Source organism: Campylobacter sp. P255 (assembly GCF_003627915.1).
In the GTDB taxonomy this organism is placed as follows: Bacteria; Campylobacterota; Campylobacteria; order Campylobacterales; family Campylobacteraceae; genus Campylobacter_D.
Map to the genome: position 1 here is coordinate 117,815 of NZ_NREN01000002.1, position 25,777 is coordinate 143,591.

Sequence of the window (25,777 nt, forward strand, 5' to 3'; positions counted from 1 at the left end):
TGCCATAATATATCAAAAAGGAGAAAGTATGCAAGAAATTATACAAAATTTTAAACAAATTACTCAAATACCGCATTGTAGTTTTAATACTCAAGCGCTGAAAAATTTTCTTGTTGATTTTGCCAAAGAACATAACTGCCATGTAAGTATCGATGAAGCGGGTAATATCCATGCATACAAAGGTAAGCCTAAAATTTGCCTACAAAGCCATTATGATATGGTTTGCATGGGAGAAGCACCTAATATACAAATGTACGAAGATAATGGATATTTAAAAGCTAAAAATTCAAGCCTAGGTGCAGATAATGGCATAGGAGTTTCTTTAATGATGCAAGCCTTAAAAGACTTTGATAATATCGAATGTCTTTTTACCAACGATGAAGAAGTGGGGCTTTGCGGTGCAAACAACCTCAAACATACTTTAATCGCAAACAAACTTTTAAATTTAGATCATGAAAGCGATAATGAAGTAGTTATAGGCTGTGCAGGTGGTGTTGATATTTTTGCGAGTTTTGATTTAGAAATAGATGAAAAAGAAGGAGAGTGCTACGAATTAGAAGCGATTAATTTCAAAGGTGGGCACTCAGGAATTGACATCATCAAAAACATCAAAACTTCCATCAAAGAAGCAGGATATTTTCTAGCTAAAAACAAAGCAACTATTTGTGAATTTAAAGCAGGAGAAAGGATTAACTCCATACCAAAACACGCAAAAATCATAGCTTTTTTTGACACTCCTCCAAAAGAAAATGAGCATTTTAAGATTAATTATTTAGGTAAAATCAAAAGAAAATACTATAAAAATTCTCAAAAAATTTTAGATCTTATCAATGCTTTTGCACAAGGCGTTAGAACTTTTAATCATCGGTTAAATTTAGTTCAAACAAGCATTAACCTTTCACTAGCTTATGAAAAAGATGAAAAATTTCATTTTGAACTTTTTGCAAGATCTAATGACTTACAAGAACTCCACCATATTGAACTTGAAACTTTAACCTATTTTAAAATGCAAAATTGCACTGTCTCTAGTGCAAATTTTTATCCACCGTGGGTGAATAAAGATACGCAATTTGGTGAAGAAATTTTAAGTTATTTTAAAAAAGAAAATCCAAATGCTAAACTTTACACTATACATGCAGGTTTAGAATGCGGTATCATCAGCGAAAAGCAACCTTTAGAATGCTGCTCCATAGGTCCAAATATACATAGCCCACATTCAACAGATGAAAAATGTGAAATAGCTTCTATTGAAAAAATTTCCACAATCTTGTTTAATATTTTAAAAAAATACCAATAAACTTCGACCAATATTTTAATTTATTAAAAATATTGGTAAATATTTATTTAAAAAACTAAATAATTTATTTATTATTAATATACTTTAGATTATACTCTCATGATTTGACTATAAAGGAGAAAATCATGGAGGTATTAACAAACCTTAGCGAAGGCATTCAATTTAGCATTCAGCTTATTGTTGTTCTCGTTTGTCTTTTTTATGGAGCTAAAAAAGGCGGAATAGCCTTAGGTTTGCTAGGTGGTATAGGTTTATTGGTTTTAAGTTTTGGTTTTAACGTAGCGCCTGGAAAACCATCTATTGATGTAATGCTAACCATTTTGGCAGTAGTTATTGCTAGCGCAACCTTGCAAGCAAGTGGCGGCTTAGATGTAATGTTACAAGTTGCAGAAAAAATTCTGAGAAAAAATCCTAAATTTTTAACCATTTTAGCGCCTTTTGTCACCTGTATTCTTACTATGTTGTGCGGAACTGGTCATGTTGTTTATACTATGATGCCTATTATTTATGATATTGCGATCAAAAATGGTATTCGCCCTGAAAGACCTATGGCAGCTTCTAGCGTTTCATCTCAACTTGGCATTATCGCAAGCCCTGTTTCAGTTGCTGTTGTAAGCTTAACCGCACTACTTCTTAACCCAGAAATCAACAAACACCCTTTAGCAGGATTTGATGGTTATGTTGATTTGCTTGCTATTACCATACCTTCTACTTTAGTAGGTGTTTTAGCTATAGGTATTTTTTCTTGGTTTAGAGGAAAAGATCTTGATAAAGATGCGGACTTCCAAACTAAGATCAAAGACCTAGAGCAAAAAGAATACATCTATGGTGATAGCAAAACCCTTCTTGGACAAACACTTCCAACCATACAATGGGTGGCGATGTGGATTTTCTTAGGTGCTATTGCTATAGTAGCTATACTAGGAGCTTTTCCTGAACTTAGACCGCAATTTACCTCCAAAGGTGTTAGCAAACCTATGAATATGGTAGCAACAATACAAATTTTTATGCTTTTAGCAGGTGCTGCGTTAATCATCTTTACCAAACTTGATACAAGCAAAATAGCCAAAAACGAAATTTTTAAATCGGGTATGATCGCTTTGGTGGCCGTTTTTGGAATTTCTTGGATGGCAGATACTATGTTTGCAGTACATACTCCTATGATGAAAACATTTTTAGGTGACATCGTAAAAGAACACCCTTGGACTTACGCACTCATGTTGCTTTTAATCTCTAAATTTGTCAATTCTCAAGCAGCAGCAATCGCGGCTTTTGTGCCACTTGCTTTAGGTATTGGGGTTGAACCAGGTATCATCATTGCTTTTGCAGCAGCTTGCTATGGATATTATATTTTACCAACTTATCCAAGCGATCTTGCTACTATACAATTTGATAGATCAGGCACAACAAAAATAGGCAAATTTATCATCAACCACAGTTTTATTTTGCCAGGTTTAATTGGTGTTATTGTTTCTTGTATTGTGGGATATTTTTTAGCCTTAAATGCAGGTTATCTGTAAGTAACAAAAAAGGGCTTAAAGCCCTTTTTTTCACCAAAATGCTTTTATAAGATCAATAGGCATAGCCTGATACCCTGTACTTGCTCCACTAAAACGAATTTGCACAGAAGGTTCTTTAGCTCCCCATTTAAACTCATCAATTTCAGGTTTAGGCTCGCCTATTGCAATTCCTTTATTAAGATCAAAAGTCATTCCTGCATTTGCGCTATACACCACAATGGAATTTTTATCTTTGTGATATTCAGTTAAAGAAGTAACAGGTGAAAACCATTCATTACCTCTTTGTTTTCCATACTCCCAAATTTGCTCTACGGTTTTATTTTTTTGGTCTATTTTGTATACCACTGCTCTTGAGTATTTCATCGAAGCAAAAACAGGTTGCTCTATACCCCTTGCATCGCCATTATCAAAAGCTGTGATGTAAACATATCTTTTATCAGATTTTTCATCTATTCTAAAAGCAGTGTGTTGTGTCCATGTGAAGTCAAATCCACCTTCATCATTTTTATAGCCTGGACATTTACTATACTCGTCTTCACAAACTATCTTTTTGCCATTTTTATCAATAGGTTGTAAAAGTGCTTTTTTATATTTTTCCATCCATCCTTTGTGCGCTCCTAGTATCCATTTTACTTTTTTATCACGTCCTATTTTTATAATAGCACTTTGATGGCGACTTGAAATGATGATACTATCATCACTTGGATCATAATCTACACTATTTACATGCGCCCAGTTGCGACCTACTCCAGTACCTGCTATATCGCCAAAAGAATCACTCACATCCATTTTAGCCAAATCCTCATTACTCAAAGTAACCCCTGCTTTACTCGCATCTATATTTAAACAAACTGCACCTTGATCTAAAGCTTTTATAATATTTGATCTGTATGGATCTAAAATTTCAAACAATCTCCACTCATCTACTACATTGCCATTTTTATCAACTTCCACTATCACATCACGCACCGAGCGTACATTTTTACCATCAGGGCGTTTTACATTAGCAGAAGCCACCCTTAAAAGATAGTTTCCATTTTGCATATCATCCATAGAGTGTGAGTAGTCAATATAAGAAGAAGGTAAAATACGGTTAAAAATTTCTCTACCCATTAAGTCATATTTTACATATCTTTGTCCAAAACCCCAAGTTAAAGCCCCATCATCATTTTGATGAAAACCCATCATAATCCCGCGGTTATAAATGTTATTCCAATCCATTAATTTATCGCTATCTAAATACCAACGAATTTCACCCTTAGTATCAATGATAAATGCATTTGAATTCTCATCCCACTCCATTGCACCTCCGGCAGGGTTGTTCCATACAGCTTGTGAACCTTTTCCACTTTGTCTTCCTGGTGCATTGTTTACTAAGTATAGCCTATCTTCAAAACCCTTATCTACTTTAAGCACTTCTACCTTTTCAAAAGGCACACCTCTTTGCATAAGACTTCCGCTAGCTTCTATATTTACTCCACCGGTTGCTATTTTATATACCTCATCTACTACTTTTTCACTTTTACCAAAAGTCGTTTTAGTGTAACTAACTTTTACTGTATTTAAATATGATGGATAAAGTCCAAAAATAGGAATTCCTCCATAAGTTTTTACTTTGCTAGGACTAACCTTATAAGATATAATCTGCCCGTTTGGCTTTGGCACTATCATCACGCTAACATCACTTAGCTTATATCCACCATCCATGATCACCGCACTAAGTGGAGATAAGCCATAAGGATTTATCTTAATAGCTCCTATCTTTCCCTGAATTTCCCAATCGATCTTTGCACCACTAGGTCCGCCCATAGCCAAAGAAACACTAGGCACTATCACAACCACGCTACTAGCAAGCAAAACACTGCTTACAATTTTACTTATTTTCATCATTTTCCTTTTAAAAACCTAAAACTTATTTAGCAGAAAGTTCCTTAACTATACGGATTAAGTCTTCTAAAGAAGTGATATACTCAGGGTTGATTTGATATTTTCCATTTACTACAAAAGCAGGTGTGCCGTAATTTCTTGAAATTTCATTAGCTACATCATAAGCAGCTAAAAGCTCTTTAGCTTCCTTAGTTTGTAAAAATTTTTGCAACTCTTCTTTGCTAGCACCGATAGCATTTAAACCTATTTTGTAAAACAAATCAAGATTATTCAAATTTAACTTTTGTTCAAAATGACTTACAAAATACACATCAGCAAGCTTATAAGTAAGACTTTTTTCACTAGTTACATCTAGCCCCAATGCCTTTTGCTTAAACGAAGCTAACGCAAACATTTCATTTAAAGCCCCGCCATACTCTAACATAGAACTTACCGAAAAAAGATCATATTTTAAATTTGGCAAAGCCTCTTTAACCTTTGCTAAAGTGTGAAATTGATGATGGTTATAACAATGAATACAACGATAAGAAAAAATTTCTATCAGTGAATTTTGTGCATTTGGGATGGGTGTTTTTAAGGTGATATACTCTTTACCCTCACTTAACGCATTGGCATTTACACTAAAAACAAAAGCTACAATAGCTAACAATTTAAACATTTTTTGCAACACTTGCATGATTTTCCTTTTTTAATGATTTAAAATACAATTTTAACATAAGATATAAAATCAAGAATGTTTTATGCTTTTCTTATAGCATTTTAGATAAAATTTATATTTTATTAGATACACAAAACAAGGCAAAATAAATGCAAAAGATTCTAGAATCTTATGGTATATTAGCACAGGAAAACATCAAAGATATAAATGTAAAAATAAATGTAAATACAATAACTATTCGCAACTCTAACATTAGTGAAATTGATTTAAACATTCTAAAACAAGAAAAAATAAATAAAATCGCTATAATAAACTGCGAAATCGACTATATTTATTTTGCAAATGATAATAATATAGAATTATTTTTTTCAGACTGTGTTTTTAAAAATCAAATCATTGCTAGAGGATTTAGCTTTCATAGAAAAGTTAGTTTTGAACAATGTGTTTTTGAAAAAAGAATTGACTTTACAACTGCGATTTTTAATAGTCAAGTTGATTTTAATTTAACAAAATTTGAAAATGAAGTTAGATTTATACAAACAAAATTCTTAGCTGAGTATACAAATCAAGAAATCATAGAAAATAATTTTAGAGAAGCGGTTTTTAAAGGTAAAACTTCTTTCACTAGAGCAAAATTTAAAGCTAGGGCGAGTTTTAATATAGCACGCTTTGAAGGTGAAGCTAGATTTATACAAACAAAATTCTTAGCTGAGTATACAAATCAAGAAATCATAGAAAATAATTTTAGAGAAGCGGTTTTTAAAGGTAAAACTTCTTTCACTAGAGCAAAATTTAAAGCTAAGATTGATTTTAATGTAGCACGCTTTGAAGGTGAAGCTAGATTTACAAACACTTCTTTTTTTAAAAATACAATCAAATTTAGTGGAGTAGAATTTAATAATGTTAAATTTATTTCCAGTAAAAAACGTAATACAACTAATACCAATGATACAACAAAACAAATATACCATTTTCAAGATATTACTTTTAAAAGCATTGTCAATTTTGAAAACATACATATAGAGTATTTAAATTTTAAAAATGTAATATTTAACAATATCGTAGTTTTTGACAATGGCACTTTAGATAACAAACCAAAATTCATAAATTGTACTTTTTCTAATCAGTTTAACATAGAGCATGATTACATACAATACAACCATGAAGAATTAGAAGAAGAAATAGAAAAAAATCATTATGATGAATTTTTAAATTTAAGAGATTTATTTAGAAAATTAAAAAGCAACCGCATAGCTCATCACAATCTAATCGATGCTTCAGAGCTTAGAGCGCAAGAACTTTATGCTAGAGAATTGGAACTAACACACAAAGAAAATAAAAATTTAAAAGATATTATCGAGCAATGGCAACTTTTCTTTTATCGCAAACTTTGCGATCATCATACAGATTTAGTTTTAAATGCAAAATGGCTAGCTACAACCATAACGGTTTTTTTATGTCTATATTTTTTGTCAAAATATGGTTTAAATTTTCAGCACTTTATAAATGAATATAATAACAATAGCATAATAAAATATATAAATATAAATTTTATATATAAATTTGAAAACTATAATGGCTTTATTTTTATTTTTTACACATATATACTTATTTTTATGCTTTGGAATGTTTTTAGAATATTTTTTTCATTTGCTGTTATTCTTTGTTGTATTATAAATCAACCAAAACTAATCTTTGGTATAGCAAATCTCATCGGAGATAACAACTATAATGCTTTTGAAAATCTTTTAATCACACTCTATACACTAATAGCAGGTTTAATCATCTTTTCCTTGCAAAAAACAGCAAGAAAAAACACTATCATACCAAATTAAAGGAGTTTAAATGCAAATGCGAATTTATTATGAAGATACCGATGCGGGTGGAGTGGTATACCATAGCAACTACTTAAAATTTTGCGAAAGAGCAAGAAGTGAGATTTTTTTTCAAAAAAACGCAAAAATTTTTGACAAAAACACAGGACATTTCCTACTTACTAAAGCAAATTGTAACTTTTTAAAACCCGCTAAACTTGGGGATCTTATAGAAGTAAAAACATATATCACAAAACTTAAAAAAGCTTCGGTTTGCATAAAACAAGAAATTTACAAAGAAAACACCAAGCTTTTTGAGGCTGATTTTACCCTAGCTTTTTTAAAAAATGAAAAAGTAGCCCCTATAGATGAGGCTATAGCTAGAGTTTTTACTGATCTTGCAAAGGAGTAAAACCTAAGCCTTGCGAGCGAATGATTTTAACCTTATAGTCAAATTGATTATCATTTAAACTCTCATCGAAAATTCTTTGAGAGTCTTTGTCTAAGTATTGTGTATAAAAATAATCAAGCCCCACGCTAGTTGCATACGCTATCCAATTATAGTTGATATTTTGCGAAAAAAGCTCGTTAAGATAGCTTAAAGTTTGATCCTCATTAGAAATGGAATTTGCTAGTAAAAGTTTTTTTCTATCGTTAATTTGCGTTAAACTTAGCAAGATAGGATTATAATTAATCTGAGTCGATAATAACACAAAAGGTTCTATATCATAAGTTCTTATTTGTGAGCTTATCAAAGCTGTTTTAATCAACGAAGTATTTAAAATGATACTAGAATCTTGAAAACTTCTATTTTGATTTAAAATACTTCTAAAATCAAACTTAGAACTATTAATGGTATAAATTTTCTCACTACCATTACCTGCATTTAAAACATTTTCATCTAAGCGATTAGCCAAGGCTGTTCCATCTGAAAAAATGATGTTTTTGCCATTGGAGTACTCTAAAAGTTTTTGAATTTGTTTTTGATAATCTATACTCCCAAAATACACATTTTCATTTTGTGTATCAAAATTTCTTTTATGCGCAGTAGGAATAAAAACTTTAACATTAGTTTCAAGTTTTTCCTTGAGTAATTTTTTAACACCTTTTTCTGTAAAACCTGCAATGATATAGTTAAATTTCTCATTTTCTGCTTGTTTAAGCGCTTTGCTTATTTTACTTTCATCTTCAGTGCCTATCAAAAACACCTTTACTTTTATCTGCGCTCTTTGTCTTAGTAAATATGCTATGCTTGAATTGATGATGGTGTTAGAATAACTTTTAATCGTTTGCTCAGGTATAATAATAGCTAGTTTTATACTCGCATTTTTTTGAATTCTTTTTTCAAAATCTACAATGGAATTTAAAAGCTTAGTATAGATGTTAACTAAAAGTTCATTTGCATTATCACTACTAAATCTTGCTAAAAAATTAAAATAAAGTCCTGTTTCTAACAAAGTAAACAAACACTCATTGTCACAGTTTTGAAACTCTAAGTTAGGATAAAAAGCATCACTTGGTTCTATGGGCGATGGTTTTTGTTCTTTAGCAAAGATGTTTAAAACCAAAACAAAACTCACCATCATACAAACTAAACTTTTTTTCATAAATAACCTTTTATTTTTTTAATATCTTCTAAAAATTCAGCATAAAAGCTAGGATTTTTGCTTAAAAAATTCAAATCATAACTTGGCATAAGCAAACAGTGATTAAAATGCAAACACTGTCCTTTATACCTTTGAAAATCCTTAAAGCCTAAACCAAAAAATGCTTCTTTACCAAGACATAAAATCATCTTTGTTTTTACAAAATCTAATTCATTGTAAAAATACGGCAAACAAAGCCTCATAGCCTGCTCATCAAATTTAAAATTACTAAAACATTTAAACATATATGAAAAATATATTTCATTTTCAGTTAAATTTAAAAGCTCTTTACAAAGCTTTAAAAGCTCTTGCTTATTTTTAGAAGCAAAAAACTTTCCACTTTCATTTTCTTCTTTATCTATAAATGCTTGATAAATTAAAATTTTAGCATTTTTGACTTCTTTTTCCATTAAAGTGTATTTTCTTAACTTAGAAAAATGACAAAGTCTGCAGTTTTTAACCCTCTCATTTAACTCACTAAAGCTTAAATTCAAATGTCTAATTTTTCTTTGTTCATTAAAATATTCAAAGCCAAAAGCTTTTAAATAGTGCAAACTACGCTTATTCATCACACCAACGCTTCTAAATTTTCACCTTCTAAACGATAAGTTCTCCATTCATTCATATGTCTTGCTTGAAGTTTAGTGTAAAATTCTATACCCAAATCATTATCATTTAAGCAAACCCATTCTAAACGCTTGAGATTTTTTTCTTTACAAATTTGTGCTAAGTACTTAAAAACTGCTTTTGCATAACCTTTTTTTCTATATTGTGGCTGTATGTAAATATCTTCTAAATATAACCCACCTAAACCCCAAAAAGATGAAAAAGTATAATAATACATAGCATAACCTACAATCACACCATCTTCTTTTAAACTCAATGCCTTTGCATACTGATGTGTAAAAAAAGACTCTTCAAGCTCTTTAGTGCTACATTTAACATCATCAAGCATATCTTCATGGATAGCAAGTTCTTTAATCAAACCCAAAATAATCTCTAAGTCTTCTTTTTTGCTTTCGCAAATTTCAAACCCCATATTTTTCCTTTAGATTTCAAAAGTAAAATCAAAATTTAGCAAAAACTTTTAAAATAACTCTTAATTAAAAGCAGATTTAAGTAAGAATTTGTTAACATACACGCTTATTATTTTGTTTTTTATTTTAAGTTAAGGAAAAAATATGAAAAGAACATACCAACCACATAAAACTCCTAAAAAAAGAACTCACGGTTTTCGTGTACGTATGAAAAGCAAAAATGGTCGCAAAGTGATCAACGCTAGACGTGCTAAAGGTAGAAAAAGATTAGCGGTATAAAAGACTTTCTAAGTATTAAAGACTTAGGAGAATTTGCAGCAATTTACAAAGAAGGTAAAAAATGGCACTGCGAAGGCGTGATCATCTTTTACACCTTAAGTGATGAAAAAAAATTTGCTGTCGTTGCTAGTAAAAAAGTTGGAAAAGCTGTCATAAGAAATAGAGTCAAAAGGCTCTTAAGATCAGCTTTTTTTCAGGTTAAAAATCAAGTTGAAAACGGAAAATACATACTTGTAGCTAAATCAAGTATTACTGAAATTCCTTTTTTAAAATTAGAAAAAAACTTGAAATGGGGTTTGAAAAAAATAGGATGCATAAAATAGCTTGTCTAAAACTTATCAGATTTTATCAACTCTTTATCAGCCCTTTTAAGCCACAATGCTGTAGATATTATCCAAGTTGCTCCGAATACGCTTTATGGCAATTTAAAAAAAATAATATTCTTAAAGCATTTGTTGCTGTTTTTTTAAGAATTTTAAAATGCAATCCGTTTTTTAGAGGTGGTATTGATTATCCTAAAATACGCAAGAATAATCTAAACTCAGGTATATGTTTTAAACCTAGTTTTAATGCTTTAAAACAACTCAACTATCTTTATATCCCTTGCAACGATAATCAATTTTTTTTAATTAAGATTATATTTCCAAAGGACAATCCGTGTCAGAAAATTTATCCCAGCAAAAACGCATACTAATTGCCGTTGTTTTATCATTCTTATTTTTTGTAGTTTATGATTATTTTTTTATCCCAAAAGCTCCACAAGTTGAGCAAAACATCACTCAAATAGAACAAAACAATTCAGCTCCACAAGCCACTGCAAATACCAACACTCAGGCTCCAAAAACTGAACTAAGTGTTAACCAAAAAGAAGAAATAGCAGTTGTTAAAAGTGAACATTTTGAAGCACATATTGACTCTTTAGGTAGAATTGCTAAATTTTATTTAAGCGATGCAAAATACAAGGATGAAAATGGCAAAAGCATCAACTTAGTAGATACTTCTTTATCGCCTATGCCATTAGAATTAAGATTTAGCGATGCAAAAATCAACCAAGAAGCATTTAACACAACATACACTGCAAGTCAAAAAACCCTTGAGGTAAATGATGATAACACCACACTAATTCTTACGCAAAATCTAAACGATCTTGTTGTGACCAAAAAAATCACATTCTATCCATACGGTAATTATGACCTAGAAGTTAGTTTAAGTAAAGATGCAGCTTACTTTATCACTCCAGGTTATCGTCCTAATATAGCAGTTGATAGCTACACAGTACATGGAGTTTTGATCTTAGATAAAGATGATAAAATCACTATGCTAGAAGATGGTGATGTAGAACATGATGAAAGCTTTTCAAATGTCACTCTTATGGCTGCTTCAGATCGCTACTACAGTGCTTTCTTTTACAACTTTGAAAATCCACTTAATGCGGTAGTTACAAAAGATAGTCATGAAAATTCCATCGTTTTTGCTAGCGCTAATAATATCTTCAAAGCAAGTGGTTATTTAGGATCAAAAGAGCATGAAATTTTAAGATCTATTCACGCTGACTTAGATGATGTAGTAGAATATGGCTGGTTTACTTTTATCGCTAAACCGATGTTTGAGTTTTTAAATTTCTTACATGGATACTTAGGCAACTGGGGTTGGGCTATTGTTGTTATGACATTAATTGTGCGTATTATCCTTTTCCCGCTTACTTATAAATCAATGATTTCTATGAACAAACTTAAAGACTTAGCACCTAAAATGAAAGAGATTAGAGAACGCTATAAAGGCGATCCTCAAAAAATGAATCTTCATATGATGGAGCTTTATAAAAAACACGGTGCAAATCCTATGAGTGGTTGTTTGCCTATACTCATTCAAATTCCTATCTTCTTTGCAATCTATAGAGTTTTACTCAATGCAATAGAACTCAAAGCTGCACCTTGGGCATTTTGGATCACAGACTTATCTGTAATGGATCCTTGGTTTATCTTACCTATATTTATGGGCCTAACTATGTTTATCCAACAACTTATCACACCAATGGCCATACAAGATCCTATGCAAGAAAAAATCATGAAATTCTTACCTTTGATTTTCACATTCTTTTTCTTGACCTTCCCGGCAGGTTTAACCCTATATTGGTGCGTTAACAATATATGCTCACTTATCCAACAAGTGATTGTTAATAAACTTTTCAAAAATCACAAAAAAGAGGAAGTAGCTAAACATGAACATAGAAGCTAAAGACTTACAAACTGCACTCATAGAAGCCTCAAAGCAACTTGAGTGCTCTGTGGTTGACTTAGAATACGAAGTCATTCAACATGCAAAAACAGGTTTTTTGGGTTTGTTTAGAAAAAATGCTATCATTTGCATTAAAGGACATAAAAAACCTCAAAAACCTCATTATGAAAAAGTAAAAAAATATCAAAATGAAAAATTAAATAAACACACCACAAAAAACTATGAAAAATACGAACCAAAAAAAGAATACAAAGAAAATCATTCATTTCAAAAACCTCTAGAAAACAACACATCAAGAGAACACTATAAAGTCAAAAATGATGCAATTTTTGATTCATTCCACAAAGAATCTCCAGAAGAGATCAATATCGCTTCTTATATTGATGAAATTCATTATTCATTAGAAAAACTACTTGCGACTTTTGATTTTGATATTAAGGTTATACAAGTGAGTGTTTGGGATGAAAATTGTGTTTTAATCAAACTTGATGGCGAAGATGCAGCCTTGCTTATAGGAAAAGAAGCACATAGATACAAGGCTTTTTCGTATTTGCTTTATAATTGGCTTAATGCTAAATATAAAATTCAACCTAGATTAGAAATCGCACAATTTTTAGAAAATCAAACCCAAGCTATTGAAAGTTATCTAAAAATTCTTATAGAAAAAGTAGAAAGCACAGGAAGAGTTCAAACAAAACCATTAGATGGAATTTGGCTAAAACTTGCCTTAGAAAAACTAAGAGAACGCTTTCCAGATAAATACGTCGCCATCAAGCAAAACGATGATCAAAGATACATCGTTGTAAATGATTTTTTGAAGAAAAATGAATGAATGATACTATAGCTGCTATTGCTACAGCCCATGGAGTGGGCTCTATAAGTATTATTAGAGTAAGTGGAGTTAAAGCTTTAGAGCTTGCACTAAAAATTACTCGCAAAAAAGAACTAAAACCTCGCTATGCACACTTATGCAAATTATACAAAAACAACAACGATTTTTTAGATGAAGCTTTAGTGATTTATTTCAAAGCACCTTTTTCTTTCACAGGAGAAGATATAGTAGAATTTCAACTCCATGGAGGCTTTTCTTTGAGTGAAATTTTACTCGATGAACTTATTTTAGCAGGTGCACGCCTTGCCAACCCTGGAGAATTTAGTAAACGGGCTTGTCTTAATGGTAAAATGGATCTTCTAAAAGCCTTAAGCATACAAGATGCTATTATGTCAAAATCAACAAGTGCTGCAAATATTATTGCTAAAAACATTAAAGGTGATTTAAGTAAATTTTTAAATACCATTCGAATTGATCTTGTTCAAACACTTGCTTTTGTAGAAACTAGTATAGACTATGCAGATGATGATCTACCGCAAGATCTACTTGATCAAATCATCACTATGTGTGAAAAAAATTCAAAACTTTTGCGTGACATCGTAGATATTTCTTTAAGTAAAAAAGGCTTGATAGAAGGCTTTAAAGTTGCAATTATCGGCAAACCAAATGCAGGAAAAAGCTCACTACTAAACTCACTTTTAGCATTTGATAGAGCCATTGTATCTAATGTCGCAGGCACAACAAGGGATCGTATCGAAGAAAATTTAAAAATAGGTTCACACTTAATTAAGATCATTGATACAGCAGGTATAAGAAATGCAGATGATGAAATAGAAAAAATCGGGGTTCATTTAAGTTATGAAAGCATTAAAGAAGCAGATATTATCATAGCTGTTTTTGACGGTTCTAGAGAATTTGATGAAGAAGATGCGCGTATTTTACAAGCTTTAGAAAATTGCAACAAAAAAATTCTTTATGTCTTAAACAAAAGCGATTTAACCACTAGATTTCAACACGAAATAAGCAACTCTTGTATACGCATTTGCGCACAAGAAAATACCCAAGCTATCAAAGAAAATTTAAGCGAATACCTTAACACCCTTGATGGCGATGGAATGCTAATTAGCAATACCTTAATACTCAATGCTTGCAAAAATGCTAGCGAAGCCATTTTACGCGCAAGAGATTTATTAAAAGAAAGCTCATTAGAGCTTTTTGCCTTTGAATTAAATTTAGCCATAGGAGAGATAGCCCAATTTACAAAAGATTTTGAAAGAGATGAAATTTTAGATGCAATGTTTAGTAATTTTTGTTTAGGTAAATAACAAGGAGGGAAAATGGATAAAGAAATTATAAAACAACACAAAATCAGCGATGAGGAATATCAAGAAATTTTAAACATACTAGGCAGAGAGCCTAATCTATTGGAGCTTGGAGTTATTTCTGCTATGTGGAGTGAACACTGTTCGTATAAATCAAGCAGAAAATACCTCAATGGCTTTCCAACCAAAGCTCCTTGGGTTATCCAAGGACCTGGTGAAAATGCTGGAGTAATCGATATAGGCAAAGGAATGGCTGCTGTATTTAAAGTAGAAAGCCACAATCACCCAAGTTTTATAGAACCATTTGCAGGTGCTGCAACCGGTGTAGGTGGAATTTTACGTGATGTTTTTACTATGGGCGCAAGAGTAGTTGCTGGCATGAATTCTTTAAAATTTGGTAACATTCATGATGAAAAAATAGGTAAACACCAAAAATACCTAGTTAAAGGTGTTGTAAGCGGAATTTCGCACTATGGTAATTGCATGGGTGTGCCTACCATAGGTGGAGAGTGTGCTTTTGATGAATGTTTCAATGGAAACATCTTAGTAAATGCTTTTGCACTTGGAACTTGTAAAATTGAAGATATTTTTTATGCAAAAGCTGAAGGTATAGGAAATCCTGTTATTTACGTAGGCTCAAAAACCGGTCGCGATGGACTTGGTGGAGCTGTAATGGCAAGTGATAGCTTTAATGAATCTAGCAAAAGCTTAAGACCAACTGTGCAAATTGGAGATCCATTTGCTGAAAAACTACTAATGGAAGCTTGCTTAGAGCTTTTTAAAACAGATTATATTGTAGGTATTCAAGATATGGGTGCAGCTGGACTTACCTCAAGTTCTTTTGAAATGGCAGGACGTAGTGGTAGCGGAATGAAGCTTTATCTTGATAAAACCCCTATGAGAGAAGAAGGCATGACTCCTTATGAGTTAATGCTAAGCGAATCACAAGAAAGAATGCTAATTTGCGCTAAAAAAGGTTATGAAGAAAAAGTAATCGAGATTTTCAATAAATGGGGGCTTGATGCAGCGATTATAGGTGAAGTTACCGATACTGGTAAAATGGAACTATTTTGGCATGATGAGTTAGTTGGTTTAATCCCTATTGAACCACTAAGCGAAAAAGCACCTATGCTTGATAGACCCGTAGCTAAGCCAGCATATTTAGATGAAATAAAAAACTATCAATTTAAACTCAATATTTCCACCCAAGAAGCATTCGAGAAACTCCTTGCAAATGAAAATGTAAGCAACAAAGCTTATATTTACGAACAATTTGATTCAAGCGTACAAACCAATACTTTAAAAAGCGATGGAGCTTTAGGAGCAAACAGCATTCGAATCAAAGAAAACAATTGCTTACTTTCTATGGCAATTGAATGCAACTCAAGATTAAACTATATTGATCCAAAAATAGGTGCAGCAGCAGCTGTTGCAAGTGCAGGTAGAAAAATAGCATGCTCAGGCGCTAGACCATTAGCAATTAGCGACTGTTTAAATTATGGTAATCCACAAAATCCTGAGGTAATGTGGCAATTTGCTCAAGGCTGCGAAGGTATCAAACTAGCTTGTAAAGAACTCAACACTCCTGTGGTAAGTGGCAATGTTTCCCTATATAATGAAACCGATGGAGTGAGTATTTTTCCAAGTCCAACCATCGCATGTGTTGGAGTCAATGAAAGCGCAGAAAATGTTTTAAAATCATACTTTAGTAAAAATACACAAGCTATTTATTTACTTGGAGAAAGCAAAGGTGCTTTTGGTGGATCTTTAGTTGCTAAAGTTTTAGATCAAAAAGTTGCAGGAGAACTTGAAGATATAGATTTTAACGCGGAATTAAAACTATGGGATTTCTTACTAAAAGCCAATGAAGCAAAATTACTTGACTGTGCAAATAGTATAGGTATTGGTGGTCTTGCTATCACTCTAGCAAAAATGAGCGCAAAGGCAAATTTAGGCATTGAAGTAAAAACTAATTTTGAAGATAAAAGTTTTATTTTTGAAGAAAGCCCAACAAGAGTTATAGTAGGTGTTAAAGATGAAGAAAAATTTATTAAATTTGTAAATAAAATGGGAATTAAATTTACAAAACTTGGAAATTTAAATGAAAAAGATTTCATTTTAGATGAAATTAAGATATCTTTAGCAAAACTACAAGCAATTTATTTTGATAAATTTAATGAATATTTAGGATAAAAATGCTTTTTGTTTTATTAATATTAGCAATTTTGGCATTTTATTGGTATTATAAAACATGGGGAAAAGATGATCTTTTGGGCTCTTTTAAAAAAGGAGCCAAAAGCTTTTCTCAAGGCTTTAAACAAGGCTACCATGAAGAAAGAATTGATGGTTTTAAAAGAAGACTAAACTACTATGTTATAGCACTTTTAGCAAAAATCGCAAAAAGCGATGGCAGGGTAAGTGAAAACGAAGCCAATATGATTTCACAAATTCTTGATTATAATGCCAAAGATTCAAAAGAAAGAGAATTTTTAAAACAGTGCTTCAATGAACACAAAAACACTTTAAATGATACTTATGAAGTAGCCAAAGAACTTATCAAAGAAGTGCCTTTACCACAGCAAGAACGAATTAATATTTTTAATGTTTTAGTTGCAATGGCTTTAATAGATGGAGAAGTCAATCATGCAAAAAAAGAAGTTTTAATGTCTATCATACGAGCTTTTGGACTAGATGCAAATTTACTTGATAAGCTTTTAAATTCCATGAAAAATCAAAATTCAAACATGAGTTTACAAAAAGCATGTAAAATTTTAGGAGTAAATGAAAATATAACATTACAAGAACTGAAAAAACGTTATAGAGAACTTGCTAAAAAATACCATCCTGATATTTTAAACGCTAATCACAGCGATGAAGCTAAAATAAAAGAAGGTGTAAAAAAATTTCAAGAAGTTAACGAATCTTATGAATTTTTAAAACAATACATAGAAAGGAAAAACTAAATGAAAGCACTCATTAGTGTAAGCGATAAAGAAGGTGTTGTAGAATTTGCAAGCGAACTTGCAAAGCTAGGTTTTGAACTTTTATCTACTGGTGGTACATATAAACTTTTAAAAGAAAACAACCTACAAGTGCAAGAAGTAAGTGATTTTACTCAAAGCCCAGAAATGTTTGAAGGGCGTGTAAAAACCTTACATCCAAAAATTCATGGTGGAATTTTATATAAAAGAGAAGATGAAAATCATCAAAAACAAGCCAAAGAACATCACATCGAAAGTATTGATTTGCTGTGCGTAAATTTATATCCTTTTAAAAAAACAACCATTATGACACAAGATTTTGATGAGATTGTTGAAAATATTGACATTGGCGGCCCAGCAATGATACGTAGTGGTGCAAAAAACTTTAAAAATGTCATTGTTGTTTGTGATATTTTAGATTATGACAAAATCATTCAAGCTTTAAAAGAAAATACCTTAGATCTTGATTTTAGAAGATCTTTAATGATCAAAGCATACGAGCATACTGCAAATTATGATGCATATATAGCAAACTACATGAATGAGCGCTTCAATGGTGGCTTTGGGGCAAGTAAATTTATCGTAGGACAGAAAGTTTTTGATACAAAATACGGAGAAAATCCTCATCAAAAAGGTGCTTTGTATGAATTTGATGACTTTTTCACACATAATTTTACAACCTTAAAAGGCGAAGCAAGTTTTAACAACCTAACCGATATCAATGCGGCTTTAAACTTAGCAAGCGCTTTTGATAAAGCCCCTGCAGTGGCGATTGTAAAACACGCCAATGCCTGTGGTTTTGCTATAAAAGAAAATCTACTTCAAAGTTACATCCACGCATTAAAATGTGACACTTTAAGTGCTTATGGCGGAGTTGTTGCGATCAATGGAACCTTAGATAAAGAATTAGCACAAAAAATTAATGAAATTTATATCGAAGTAATCATTGCTGCAAATGTAGATGATGAAGCATTGGAAGTATTTAAAGATAAAAAACGTATTAAAATTTTCACACAAAAAGCACCATTTTTAACTAGAGCTTACGACAAATACGACTTCAAGCATATTGATGGTGGCTTCGTATATCAAGATAGTGACGAAGTTAAAGAAGATGAGCTAAAAAATGCGGTTTTAAAAAGCGAAAGAAAAGCGAGCGAAGAAGAATTAAAAGACCTTGAAATAGCTATGAAAATTGCCGCATTCACCAAGTCAAACAATGTAGTATATGTAAAAAATGGCGCTATGGTAGCTATTGGCATGGGTATGACAAGTCGTATTGATGCGGCTAAAGCAGCTATTAGCAAGGCAAAAGAAATGGGGCTTGATTTACAAGGTTGTGTTTTAGCAAGTGAAGCATTTTTTCCTTTTAGAGATAGCATTGATGAGGCCAGCAAAATCGGGGTAAAAGCCATTATCGAGCCAGGTGGAAGCATAAGAGATGAGGATATTATCCAAGCAGCTAATGAATATGGCATTGCATTATATTTTAGCGGTGTAAGACACTTTTTACATTAAAAAAGGGAGATTAAAATGTTTAAAAGCATCGGTGCAAAGATATCTTTAGCAATGATTTCCACATTGCTTATTAGTTTTATTATTATGCAAATTATTTTGCAAAACGACTCTCAGCAAACAACCGATAGAATCAGTCGCGCTAATTTAGATACTCTAAGTGCTTCTGTTTTTCAAACATTAAGAATGGCGATGAACCTAGGCGATCCTGCTATCATAGAACAAGCTATTAAAGAAGCTGGAGAGATTGAAGGTATTAAAGATATTAAAATTTATCCCTCACAAAGCACCATTGAGCTTTTTGAAATGCAAAAATTTACAAAAAGCGATGATAGACTCATCAACGAACAATTTAGTAAACCTCAAGTTAGAGCGGTCGAAATCAACAATGAACAAGGGCATTATTTAAGATTAATACGTCCATTAATCGCCAATGAAACCTGTCTTGCATGCCATGCCAATGCTCAAAAAGGCGATGTATTGGGCGTAATGGATATGTACAATGACTTAAAACATATTGATGATGATCTAGCAGACTCTGCAAGAACTTATATTGTAATCTTTAGCGTTGCTTTACTTTTTACTGTATTTGCCGTGCTTTATATTTTAAAAATTGTTGTAGGAAATCCTGTCTTAGATCTTTTAAAACATGCTAAAGAATTAGCTAGTGGAGATGGGGATTTACGTGCAAGAATTAGCGTAAAAAGCAATGATGAAATAGGCAAAGCTTGTGTTTATATTAATCAATTTATCGAAAAAATTCAAAATACCGTTATTTCTACCAATGAAAGCTCTCAAATGGTAGACAAGCAATCAAAACTTCTAAATGCCAATGCACTTGATCTGGCTAATAGAACCAAAGAAGGTCACACTAAAACAGATGAATCTTACCAACTAAGTGAACAAATTCACACAGAATTACAAGATCTAGCTGTGCTTTCAAATAATGCAAACAAAGCAAATACAAAATCATTCGAAGTATTAAATGCTATGCTTGATTCGCTAGGTCAGGTAGTGGATAAAGTGAGAGTTGTTGCAGAAAATGAAGATGTTTTATCTCAAAAAGTAGAAATCATGGAAAAGCAAGCAGAGGAAATCAAAAAAGCCTCTGAAATGATGGGAGAAATTGCTGATAAAACTAATCTTTTATCTCTAAATGCAGGGATAGAAGCAGCACGTGCAGGAGAGTTTGGGCGCGGATTTTCAGTAATTGCTGAAGATGTGCGAAATCTTGCTCAAAACTCGGAAGAATTTTTGAAAAATATTGCTATAGTAACCAAGCAACTAGTAGATAGCATCAATGAAGTTTCTAAAGAATTAAAACACAATGCAAAAGAAATTAATTCACTAAATCAAGATGCAAAAGATCTAGTAGAAGGAACCAATGAAGTAAAAGTTTGCAATGAGAATGCAAGAGATTTAGCTAATGCGTGTATGCAAAAAATTTCAAGTACACAAGAGACTTTGCAATCTTTACTAGATAAAATGCAAGAAACCGTCAAACTCAGTGATAAAAACGAAGAAATTTCAAAAATTTTACTTGATGTTGCACATGAGTTAAATGTAGTCTGTCAAAATTTAGAAGATGAATTAAAACATTTCAATGTATAAAATAAAGGAGTATAAAAATGAAAAAATTACTAGCATTTGGCGCTGCAAGCGTAGCTATTTTTAGTGGGTGCTCGGTGGCGAATTTAAGTGTTGATGATTTACAAAATAAAGAATTTACTATCAGTTCTTATGAAACTAATGGAAAAACTTTTGAATCCAATACAATAAAAACTAGCATTAGCTTTGATAATAAAGACAAAAGAGTATTTGGAGTGTCAGGGTGTAATAGATTTTTTGGAAACTATAAAGATCAAGGAGATAGCATTAAAATAGAAGACAATCTTGCCTCTACTAAAATGCTTTGTGATCAAGAATCTATGAAATTTGAAGATAATTTCTTGAGATATTTTAATGGAGATTTTCAAATCACTAGTGATGATAATGGTATCATACTAGAAAATAAGAAAATGAAAGTATATTTAAAATAAGCCTTTTGGGCTTATTTTAAATGCTCTAATATATCCTCACAAACCTTTCTAGGTTCTTTTGCTTTATAAATAGGTCTTCCTACTACAATAAAATCTGAAAGATTTTCTTTCGCACATTGGATATCAGCCACTCTTTTTTGATCATCTGATTTTTCTTTAAAAGGGCGAATTCCAGGCGTCAAGGTGATAAATTTTGAATCTGTGTTTTCTTTTATTAGTAAGCTTTCATACACCGAACACACCATACCATCAAGACCACTTTCATAGCTTATTTTAGAAAATTCTTTCACCGCTTGTTTAATATCTTGGCGATATAAGCTAAAAAATTCTTGCTCATCAAAACTTGTCAATGCTGAAACAGCCAATACTAATGGTCTTTTTTCTAGAGCACTCAAGCGATCCATGATTGTACACATAGCGCTTTTTCCAGCACTTGCATGAATATTAAACATATCTACATTAAGTTTTGCAAGTTCTTCACAAGCATCGGCCATAGTATTTGGAATATCATAAAGCTTTAAGTCTAAAAAAATTTTAAAATCATCTATTTTTTTAATCGCCTCTAAAAGCTTTACACCATCTCTTAAATAAGACCTAAGCCCTACTTTTATCCATATATCTAAACCCTTTAGTTCTTTAGCCAAATGAAGACAATCATCATAACTTGCCACATCAAAAGCCACACAAAGCTTCATTGTTTTTCCTTGTTGATTTTATCTAATACTCCATTGATAAATTTAGGAGCATTATCACCTGCCATTTCCTTAGCAAGCTCTATAGCTTCGTTAATGATAATCGCTTTTTGAGTAGAAGTAAATAAAATCTCATAAGCACCTAAACGTAAAATAGCTTTTTCTATATTAGCCACCCCATCTAATTTATGCTCTTTTAAACATTCATTGATTTTTTCATCAAGAAAAGCAAGCTGCTCATTGATACCGTTGTATAAGTCTAATGTAAATTTTCTTTGATCGTTGCGAATTTTTTTCTCATCTAAAAATTCATTGATAAAGTCTTTATTTTCCTGATTAAGCTGTGCTGCATAAAGCAAGGAAACGATACTTTGTCTTACTTGATGTCTAGTAGCCATTTTAAGCCTTAATTTTTTGAATTAAATTAAGCATTTCAACTACGGTAAGCATAGCTTCAAAGCCTTTGTTTCCTGCCTTACTACCTGCTCTTTCTATAGCTTGTTCTAAAGTATCAGTTGTTAAAACTCCAAAACCTACAGGCACATTCGCCCCAAGTCCTACACTTGCGATCCCTTTAGTTGTTTCAGCTGCAACATAATCAAAATGCGGAGTGCTGCCACGTATTACCGCTCCAACACAACAAATTCCATCAAATTTTTTACTCTCTATAGCTTGTTTTAATGCAAAAGGAATTTCAAAAGCACCGGGTACTAAAATAAGATTTAAATTTTCTTCTTTACCCCCATGTCTTAAAAAAGCATCTTTAGCACCTTCAACCAAACGATCGGTGATGATGTGGTTAAATCTTGCATTAATGATTGCGATTTTCTCATCACCTTTTAAACTTAAGTTTCCTTCTATTATCTTCATATGTTTCCTTTTTAAATGATTTCTTGAATTTTTAAAAGCGTATCAACGCAATTTTTAAGTCTTGAAAGATCAAGCATATTTGGACCATCACACAAAGCCTCACAAGGATTAATATGCGTTTCAAAGAAAAATCCATCTACACCAACACTAGCAGCGGCTCTTGCTAAAGGTTCAACAAATTCGCTCTTGCCGCCACTGCTTCCTCCATTTGCCCCTGGCATTTGGACACTATGGGTAGCATCAAAAATAACTGGAGCGTATTTTCTCATAATAACCAAACTTCGCATATCTACCACTAAATTCCCATAACCAAAACTCGAACCTCTTTCAGCTACAAAAACACCATTTTCTTTTGCAACTTCAAACCCCTCTTCATCAATGCCTCTAGTTTGTAAAATTTTAGCTACACTGTATTTAATATCATCAGGATTTAAAAATTGTCCTTTTTTTACATTAACTTTTGCTTTTGTTTTAGCAGCTGCCACTAAAAGGTCGGTCTGTCTGCACAAAAACGCAGGGATTTGCAAAACATCTACAACCTCAGCCGCAATGCTTGCTTGAGAACTTTCATGAATATCGGTGAGAATTTGCATACCAAATTTATCTTTTACTTTTTGCAAAACCTCCAGACCCTTTTCAATGCCTGGTCCTCTGAAGCTATTAATACTTGTGCGATTTGCCTTATCAAAGCTTGATTTAAAATAAAAATCAATTCTATCATCTTTTAAAAAGCACTCTAGTTCTTGCGCAACCTTAAAAACAAGCTCTTCGCTTTCTATCACACAAGGACCTGCAATTAATATCATTTTTTTCATCTATTTTTCCTTGTTTTATTATTTTACTTTATTTTTTGTATTTTCTTCAAGTGGAAAAACAAAATTTAAAATAATCGCTGTAATTCCTCCTGCTGCAATCCCTGAAGAAAATAAAGTCTTAAACCATAAAGGCATAAAATTTAAAATATCAGGATTATTTGAAACACCAAGTCCTATACCCAAACTCATCGCAATGATAATAATAGAACGACGGTTTAAATTTTCTTTTGAAATAATCCTAACCCCCGTTGCAGCTATCGTACCAAACATCACTAAAGTTGCCCCACCCAAAACAGGCTCTGGAATTTGCAATGTAATATCTGCTACAATAGGAAATAATCCTAAAATCATCAGCATAAAAGCAACTATAAAGCCCACATAGCGACTTGCAACACCCGTTAAAGCTATAACGCCATTGTTTTGACCAAAACACGAATTAGGGAAGGTATTGAAAAAAGCCGAAACAAAAGAGTTAAGACCATTAGCCAAAACCCCTCCTTTTAACCTTTTAGCATAAAGCTCACCTTTAACAGGTTGGTTTGAAACTTCACTTGTTGCACTAATATCACCAATAGTCTCTAAAGAAGTTACCATAAAAACCAAAATCAAAGGTAAAATCAAATTATAATCAATACTTAAGCCATAATGCAAAGGATCGGGTAAAAAGATCAAAGGTAAATTTTCATTAAAGCTAAAGCTAAAGTTTTCAAAAGTCATAGCCACCAAAAGCCCTATAATCATAGCGATAAATAAAGATGAAATTCTTATATATACATTATCAAAACGATTTAAAATAACAATACTTAAAATCACCACTGCAGCAAGCAATAAATTTTGCAATGAACCAAATTCCCCGCTTGCTTTAGCAGCAAAACCACCTCCAGCACTTATCAAACCTACATTGATCAAACTAAGACCTATAATCATCACAACAATGCCTGAAACCAAAGGCGAAATAATTCTCCTAACAAAAGGAAGAATTTGAGAAATAATCATCTCTGTGGTAGAACAAAGCATTAAAGTCCCAAAAATCGCTCCAAGCATCGCTTCTTGACTCAAACCATTATCTTTTAAAACTAGTCCACCCAAAATAATAGGCGTAACAAAATTAAAACTTGTTCCTTGAATAGACAAAAGACCACTTCCCACAGGACCCCAAGTCTTAATTTGCAAAAGCGAAGCTACGCCTGAAGCAAAAAGCGACATACAAATGATTCTAGCCGTATTGCTATCATCTACCCCAAGTCCTTTACAAATCAACAAAGCAGGCGTAATAACAGCCACAAACATTGCCATCAAATGCACTAACGCAGCAAAAAAAGCCTTAGCAAATGGTGGCTTGTCTTCTAAGCCATAAATTAAGTCTGTTTTATTTTCCATCTTTCTTTCCTTTTGTTTGTTTACTTACCAAAATAATTCCTCCTATAACAATGCTGAAAATTCCTATAAAAACCATCAAACTAGGAAAATCATCTCCTAGCAATATACCCAAAAATAAAGTAAAAACTACATCTATATAACTAACCCCTGCAACCACTCCTGCTTTTTTTGCTACACCATAAGCCTTGGTAACATGAATTTGATACATAGCACCAAAAATACCCATTAAAATAATAAAAATCCAAGCTTTAAAACTAGGCATAACAAAAGGTGCGATTAAAAAGTCCAATTCTTTTGCCTCGTAAAATGAACCTATGATCATAGAAACCAAAGGCATTAAAGTACCAATCAAAACAAAAGATAAGGCTATAAAAGGCGCTGGGTATGATTTTCTAAGTTCTCTTACGCTAGTTAGCGCCAAAGCTGCAAAAAAACCACTTAAAATTCCCAGAATGCTATTTTTTAAATCAAAACCCGAATGCGTGCTACTATCTGCAAAAGGCTGACAAACCAATAACACCCCAATAAAAGCGATCAAAATTCCAAAACACGCTTTTAACCCTAACCTCTCTTTAAAAAACAAAAAGGCAATTAAAGCTATAAAAATAGGTGCTGTTTTTTGAAATGCAAAAGCACCTCCTAGGGAAATATTAGAAACATTATAAAAGAAAAGATATAAAGCAACTGTTCCTATAATACCTCTAAAAATAAGCAGTCCAAGATGTCCACCACTTTTATGAAAATTTAATTTTGAAAGTGCATAGAGCATGAAAGCGGTGCCTATGATATTTCTAAAAAACATAATTTCAATTGATGATAATTCTTCGCTTAAAATTTTTGCACAAGCACCCACAAGTGCAAACTCTATCGAAGCAATAATCATAAAATATACACCTAAATTTTTTTTGACAATTCTTAACATATTAATTCCACATAAAAATTCCCGTTATTTTAGTCT

Annotated in this window: 26 protein-coding genes; 15 read left to right on the forward strand and 11 right to left on the reverse strand. The window is 32.1% G+C overall.

The features are described from left to right. The first annotated feature begins 28 nt into the window (after positions 1-28). Both CKA54_RS01850 and CKA54_RS01855 read left to right on the forward strand, forming a co-directional pair. The gene (locus tag CKA54_RS01850; RefSeq protein WP_120759492.1) at positions 29-1,297 is read left to right on the forward strand and encodes a M20/M25/M40 family metallo-hydrolase; all 1,269 of its coding nucleotides are present in this window, start codon (positions 29-31) and stop codon (positions 1,295-1,297) included. 125 nt (positions 1,298-1,422) lie between these two features. Continuing rightward, positions 1,423-2,817: an anaerobic C4-dicarboxylate transporter gene (locus CKA54_RS01855; protein ID WP_120759494.1), complete on the forward strand. Its 1,395-nt coding sequence runs from the start codon at positions 1,423-1,425 to the stop codon at positions 2,815-2,817. Positions 2,818-2,847: 30 nt separating this feature from the next. Here the strand turns inward: CKA54_RS01855 and CKA54_RS01860 are convergent, their stop codons facing one another. Then, positions 2,848-4,704, reverse strand: a complete 1,857-nt coding sequence (locus CKA54_RS01860; RefSeq protein WP_172586655.1) for an aryl-sulfate sulfotransferase — start codon at positions 4,702-4,704, stop codon at positions 2,848-2,850. 25 nt (positions 4,705-4,729) lie between these two features. Then, positions 4,730-5,380 carry a thiol:disulfide interchange protein DsbA/DsbL gene (locus tag CKA54_RS01865; RefSeq protein ID WP_120759496.1) on the reverse strand — a complete coding sequence of 217 codons (651 nt, stop codon included), beginning with the start codon at positions 5,378-5,380 and terminating at the stop codon, positions 4,730-4,732. A gap of 131 nt (positions 5,381-5,511) precedes the next feature. On the opposite strand from CKA54_RS01865, the gene CKA54_RS01870 reads away from it, so the two are divergent. After that, positions 5,512-7,197 carry a pentapeptide repeat-containing protein gene (locus CKA54_RS01870; RefSeq protein ID WP_120759497.1) on the forward strand — a complete coding sequence of 562 codons (1,686 nt, stop codon included), beginning with the start codon at positions 5,512-5,514 and terminating at the stop codon, positions 7,195-7,197. 10 nt (positions 7,198-7,207) lie between these two features. Further along, positions 7,208-7,588, forward strand: a complete 381-nt coding sequence (locus CKA54_RS01875; RefSeq protein WP_120759499.1) for a YbgC/FadM family acyl-CoA thioesterase — start codon at positions 7,208-7,210, stop codon at positions 7,586-7,588. On the opposite strand, the gene CKA54_RS01880 is transcribed toward CKA54_RS01875, so the two are convergent. The 3 genes from CKA54_RS01880 to CKA54_RS01890 are packed head-to-tail and all read right to left on the reverse strand — an operon-like array spanning position 7,566 to position 9,861. Continuing rightward, a complete protein-coding gene (locus tag CKA54_RS01880) occupies positions 7,566-8,783 on the reverse strand; it encodes a hypothetical protein (protein WP_120759501.1) in 1,218 nt (405 codons plus the stop codon). The genes CKA54_RS01875 and CKA54_RS01880 overlap by 23 nt on opposite strands. Next, entirely contained in the window at positions 8,780-9,391 is a 612-nt protein-coding gene (locus tag CKA54_RS01885) for a uracil-DNA glycosylase family protein (RefSeq protein WP_120759503.1), read from the reverse strand. The genes CKA54_RS01880 and CKA54_RS01885 overlap by 4 nt, the downstream gene beginning before the upstream one ends. Continuing rightward, complete coding sequence (locus tag CKA54_RS01890) at positions 9,391-9,861, reverse strand: GNAT family N-acetyltransferase (RefSeq protein WP_120759505.1); 471 nt, start codon at positions 9,859-9,861, stop codon at positions 9,391-9,393. Before CKA54_RS01890 ends, CKA54_RS01885 begins: the two co-directional genes overlap by 1 nt. A gap of 142 nt (positions 9,862-10,003) precedes the next feature. On the opposite strand from CKA54_RS01890, the gene rpmH reads away from it, so the two are divergent. From rpmH to CKA54_RS01945, 11 genes are read left to right on the forward strand one after another with little or no spacing between them, the layout of a single operon-like run. Beyond that, positions 10,004-10,138, forward strand: a complete 135-nt coding sequence (gene rpmH, locus CKA54_RS01895) for a 50S ribosomal protein L34 (RefSeq protein ID WP_012661270.1) — start codon at positions 10,004-10,006, stop codon at positions 10,136-10,138. Beyond that, positions 10,135-10,461, forward strand: coding sequence for a ribonuclease P protein component (gene rnpA / locus CKA54_RS01900; protein ID WP_172586657.1), 327 nt, complete (start codon positions 10,135-10,137; stop codon positions 10,459-10,461). Before rpmH ends, rnpA begins: the two co-directional genes overlap by 4 nt. Further along, entirely contained in the window at positions 10,449-10,832 is a 384-nt protein-coding gene (gene yidD / locus CKA54_RS01905; RefSeq protein ID WP_120759509.1) for a membrane protein insertion efficiency factor YidD, read from the forward strand. The genes rnpA and yidD overlap by 13 nt, the downstream gene beginning before the upstream one ends. Next, positions 10,796-12,376, forward strand: coding sequence for a membrane protein insertase YidC (gene yidC / locus CKA54_RS01910; protein WP_120759511.1), 1,581 nt, complete (start codon positions 10,796-10,798; stop codon positions 12,374-12,376). The genes yidD and yidC overlap by 37 nt, the downstream gene beginning before the upstream one ends. Beyond that, a complete protein-coding gene (locus CKA54_RS01915) occupies positions 12,360-13,208 on the forward strand; it encodes a Jag N-terminal domain-containing protein (protein ID WP_120759512.1) in 849 nt (282 codons plus the stop codon). Before yidC ends, CKA54_RS01915 begins: the two co-directional genes overlap by 17 nt. Next, positions 13,205-14,533 (forward strand): tRNA uridine-5-carboxymethylaminomethyl(34) synthesis GTPase MnmE, encoded by a 1,329-nt coding sequence (gene mnmE, locus CKA54_RS01920; RefSeq protein WP_120759514.1) that lies wholly within the window; start codon positions 13,205-13,207, stop codon positions 14,531-14,533. The genes CKA54_RS01915 and mnmE overlap by 4 nt, the downstream gene beginning before the upstream one ends. Positions 14,534-14,545: 12 nt before the next feature. Then, the gene (gene purL, locus CKA54_RS01925; RefSeq protein ID WP_120759516.1) at positions 14,546-16,723 is read left to right on the forward strand and encodes a phosphoribosylformylglycinamidine synthase subunit PurL; all 2,178 of its coding nucleotides are present in this window, start codon (positions 14,546-14,548) and stop codon (positions 16,721-16,723) included. A gap of 2 nt (positions 16,724-16,725) precedes the next feature. Continuing rightward, positions 16,726-17,493: a DnaJ domain-containing protein gene (locus tag CKA54_RS01930; protein WP_120759518.1), complete on the forward strand. Its 768-nt coding sequence runs from the start codon at positions 16,726-16,728 to the stop codon at positions 17,491-17,493. Then, positions 17,494-19,026, forward strand: a complete 1,533-nt coding sequence (gene purH, locus CKA54_RS01935; RefSeq protein ID WP_120759520.1) for a bifunctional phosphoribosylaminoimidazolecarboxamide formyltransferase/IMP cyclohydrolase — start codon at positions 17,494-17,496, stop codon at positions 19,024-19,026. It begins immediately after the preceding gene. 15 nt (positions 19,027-19,041) lie between these two features. Further along, positions 19,042-20,634 carry a methyl-accepting chemotaxis protein gene (locus tag CKA54_RS01940; protein ID WP_120759522.1) on the forward strand — a complete coding sequence of 531 codons (1,593 nt, stop codon included), beginning with the start codon at positions 19,042-19,044 and terminating at the stop codon, positions 20,632-20,634. A gap of 17 nt (positions 20,635-20,651) precedes the next feature. Continuing rightward, positions 20,652-21,062, forward strand: a complete 411-nt coding sequence (locus CKA54_RS01945; RefSeq protein ID WP_120759524.1) for an META domain-containing protein — start codon at positions 20,652-20,654, stop codon at positions 21,060-21,062. An 11-nt stretch (positions 21,063-21,073) separates the two neighbouring features. On the opposite strand, the gene pyrF is transcribed toward CKA54_RS01945, so the two are convergent. Genes pyrF through CKA54_RS01975 form a run of 6 tightly spaced genes read right to left on the reverse strand, consistent with a single transcriptional unit; the run spans position 21,074 to position 25,741 of the window. Further along, the gene (gene pyrF, locus CKA54_RS01950; RefSeq protein WP_120759526.1) at positions 21,074-21,757 is read right to left on the reverse strand and encodes an orotidine-5'-phosphate decarboxylase; all 684 of its coding nucleotides are present in this window, start codon (positions 21,755-21,757) and stop codon (positions 21,074-21,076) included. Then, positions 21,754-22,152, reverse strand: a complete 399-nt coding sequence (gene nusB / locus CKA54_RS01955; protein WP_043019541.1) for a transcription antitermination factor NusB — start codon at positions 22,150-22,152, stop codon at positions 21,754-21,756. The genes pyrF and nusB overlap by 4 nt, the downstream gene beginning before the upstream one ends. Position 22,153: 1 nt before the next feature. Continuing rightward, positions 22,154-22,624, reverse strand: a complete 471-nt coding sequence (gene ribE / locus CKA54_RS01960; protein ID WP_120759528.1) for a 6,7-dimethyl-8-ribityllumazine synthase — start codon at positions 22,622-22,624, stop codon at positions 22,154-22,156. A gap of 11 nt (positions 22,625-22,635) precedes the next feature. Beyond that, positions 22,636-23,439, reverse strand: coding sequence for a 3-deoxy-8-phosphooctulonate synthase (kdsA, locus tag CKA54_RS01965; RefSeq protein WP_120759529.1), 804 nt, complete (start codon positions 23,437-23,439; stop codon positions 22,636-22,638). A gap of 18 nt (positions 23,440-23,457) precedes the next feature. After that, positions 23,458-24,819, reverse strand: coding sequence for a uracil-xanthine permease family protein (locus CKA54_RS01970; RefSeq protein ID WP_120759531.1), 1,362 nt, complete (start codon positions 24,817-24,819; stop codon positions 23,458-23,460). Continuing rightward, on the reverse strand, positions 24,809-25,741 hold the full coding sequence (locus CKA54_RS01975; protein WP_120759533.1) for a DMT family transporter: 933 nt from the start codon (positions 25,739-25,741) through the stop codon (positions 24,809-24,811). The genes CKA54_RS01970 and CKA54_RS01975 overlap by 11 nt, the downstream gene beginning before the upstream one ends. Between the last annotated feature and the right edge of the window lie 36 nt (positions 25,742-25,777).

Bases quoted from the DNA above. Each gene is read 5' to 3' on its own strand.
- CKA54_RS01940 (WP_120759522.1), top strand. From the start codon at position 19,042: ATGTTTAAAAGCATCGGTGCAAAGATATCTTTAGCAATGATTTCCACA.
- CKA54_RS01945 (WP_120759524.1), top strand. From the start codon at position 20,652: ATGAAAAAATTACTAGCATTTGGCGCTGCAAGCGTAGCTATTTTTAGT.
- CKA54_RS01850 (WP_120759492.1), top strand. From the start codon at position 29: ATGCAAGAAATTATACAAAATTTTAAACAAATTACTCAAATACCGCAT.
- purH (WP_120759520.1), top strand. From the start codon at position 17,494: ATGAAAGCACTCATTAGTGTAAGCGATAAAGAAGGTGTTGTAGAATTT.
- CKA54_RS01890 (WP_120759505.1), bottom strand. From the start codon at position 9,861: ATGGGGTTTGAAATTTGCGAAAGCAAAAAAGAAGACTTAGAGATTATT.
- kdsA (WP_120759529.1), bottom strand. From the start codon at position 23,439: ATGAAAAAAATGATATTAATTGCAGGTCCTTGTGTGATAGAAAGCGAA.
- CKA54_RS01860 (WP_172586655.1), bottom strand. From the start codon at position 4,704: ATGAAAATAAGTAAAATTGTAAGCAGTGTTTTGCTTGCTAGTAGCGTG.
- pyrF (WP_120759526.1), bottom strand. From the start codon at position 21,757: ATGAAGCTTTGTGTGGCTTTTGATGTGGCAAGTTATGATGATTGTCTT.
- mnmE (WP_120759514.1), top strand. From the start codon at position 13,205: ATGAATGATACTATAGCTGCTATTGCTACAGCCCATGGAGTGGGCTCT.
- CKA54_RS01970 (WP_120759531.1), bottom strand. From the start codon at position 24,819: ATGGAAAATAAAACAGACTTAATTTATGGCTTAGAAGACAAGCCACCA.
- yidD (WP_120759509.1), top strand. From the start codon at position 10,449: ATGCATAAAATAGCTTGTCTAAAACTTATCAGATTTTATCAACTCTTT.
- purL (WP_120759516.1), top strand. From the start codon at position 14,546: ATGGATAAAGAAATTATAAAACAACACAAAATCAGCGATGAGGAATAT.
- CKA54_RS01880 (WP_120759501.1), bottom strand. From the start codon at position 8,783: ATGAAAAAAAGTTTAGTTTGTATGATGGTGAGTTTTGTTTTGGTTTTA.
- rpmH (WP_012661270.1), top strand. From the start codon at position 10,004: ATGAAAAGAACATACCAACCACATAAAACTCCTAAAAAAAGAACTCAC.
- nusB (WP_043019541.1), bottom strand. From the start codon at position 22,152: ATGGCTACTAGACATCAAGTAAGACAAAGTATCGTTTCCTTGCTTTAT.
- CKA54_RS01855 (WP_120759494.1), top strand. From the start codon at position 1,423: ATGGAGGTATTAACAAACCTTAGCGAAGGCATTCAATTTAGCATTCAG.
- CKA54_RS01975 (WP_120759533.1), bottom strand. From the start codon at position 25,741: ATGTTAAGAATTGTCAAAAAAAATTTAGGTGTATATTTTATGATTATT.
- CKA54_RS01870 (WP_120759497.1), top strand. From the start codon at position 5,512: ATGCAAAAGATTCTAGAATCTTATGGTATATTAGCACAGGAAAACATC.
- ribE (WP_120759528.1), bottom strand. From the start codon at position 22,624: ATGAAGATAATAGAAGGAAACTTAAGTTTAAAAGGTGATGAGAAAATC.
- CKA54_RS01865 (WP_120759496.1), bottom strand. From the start codon at position 5,380: ATGCAAGTGTTGCAAAAAATGTTTAAATTGTTAGCTATTGTAGCTTTT.
- CKA54_RS01915 (WP_120759512.1), top strand. From the start codon at position 12,360: ATGAACATAGAAGCTAAAGACTTACAAACTGCACTCATAGAAGCCTCA.
- CKA54_RS01930 (WP_120759518.1), top strand. From the start codon at position 16,726: ATGCTTTTTGTTTTATTAATATTAGCAATTTTGGCATTTTATTGGTAT.
- CKA54_RS01875 (WP_120759499.1), top strand. From the start codon at position 7,208: ATGCAAATGCGAATTTATTATGAAGATACCGATGCGGGTGGAGTGGTA.
- CKA54_RS01885 (WP_120759503.1), bottom strand. From the start codon at position 9,391: ATGAATAAGCGTAGTTTGCACTATTTAAAAGCTTTTGGCTTTGAATAT.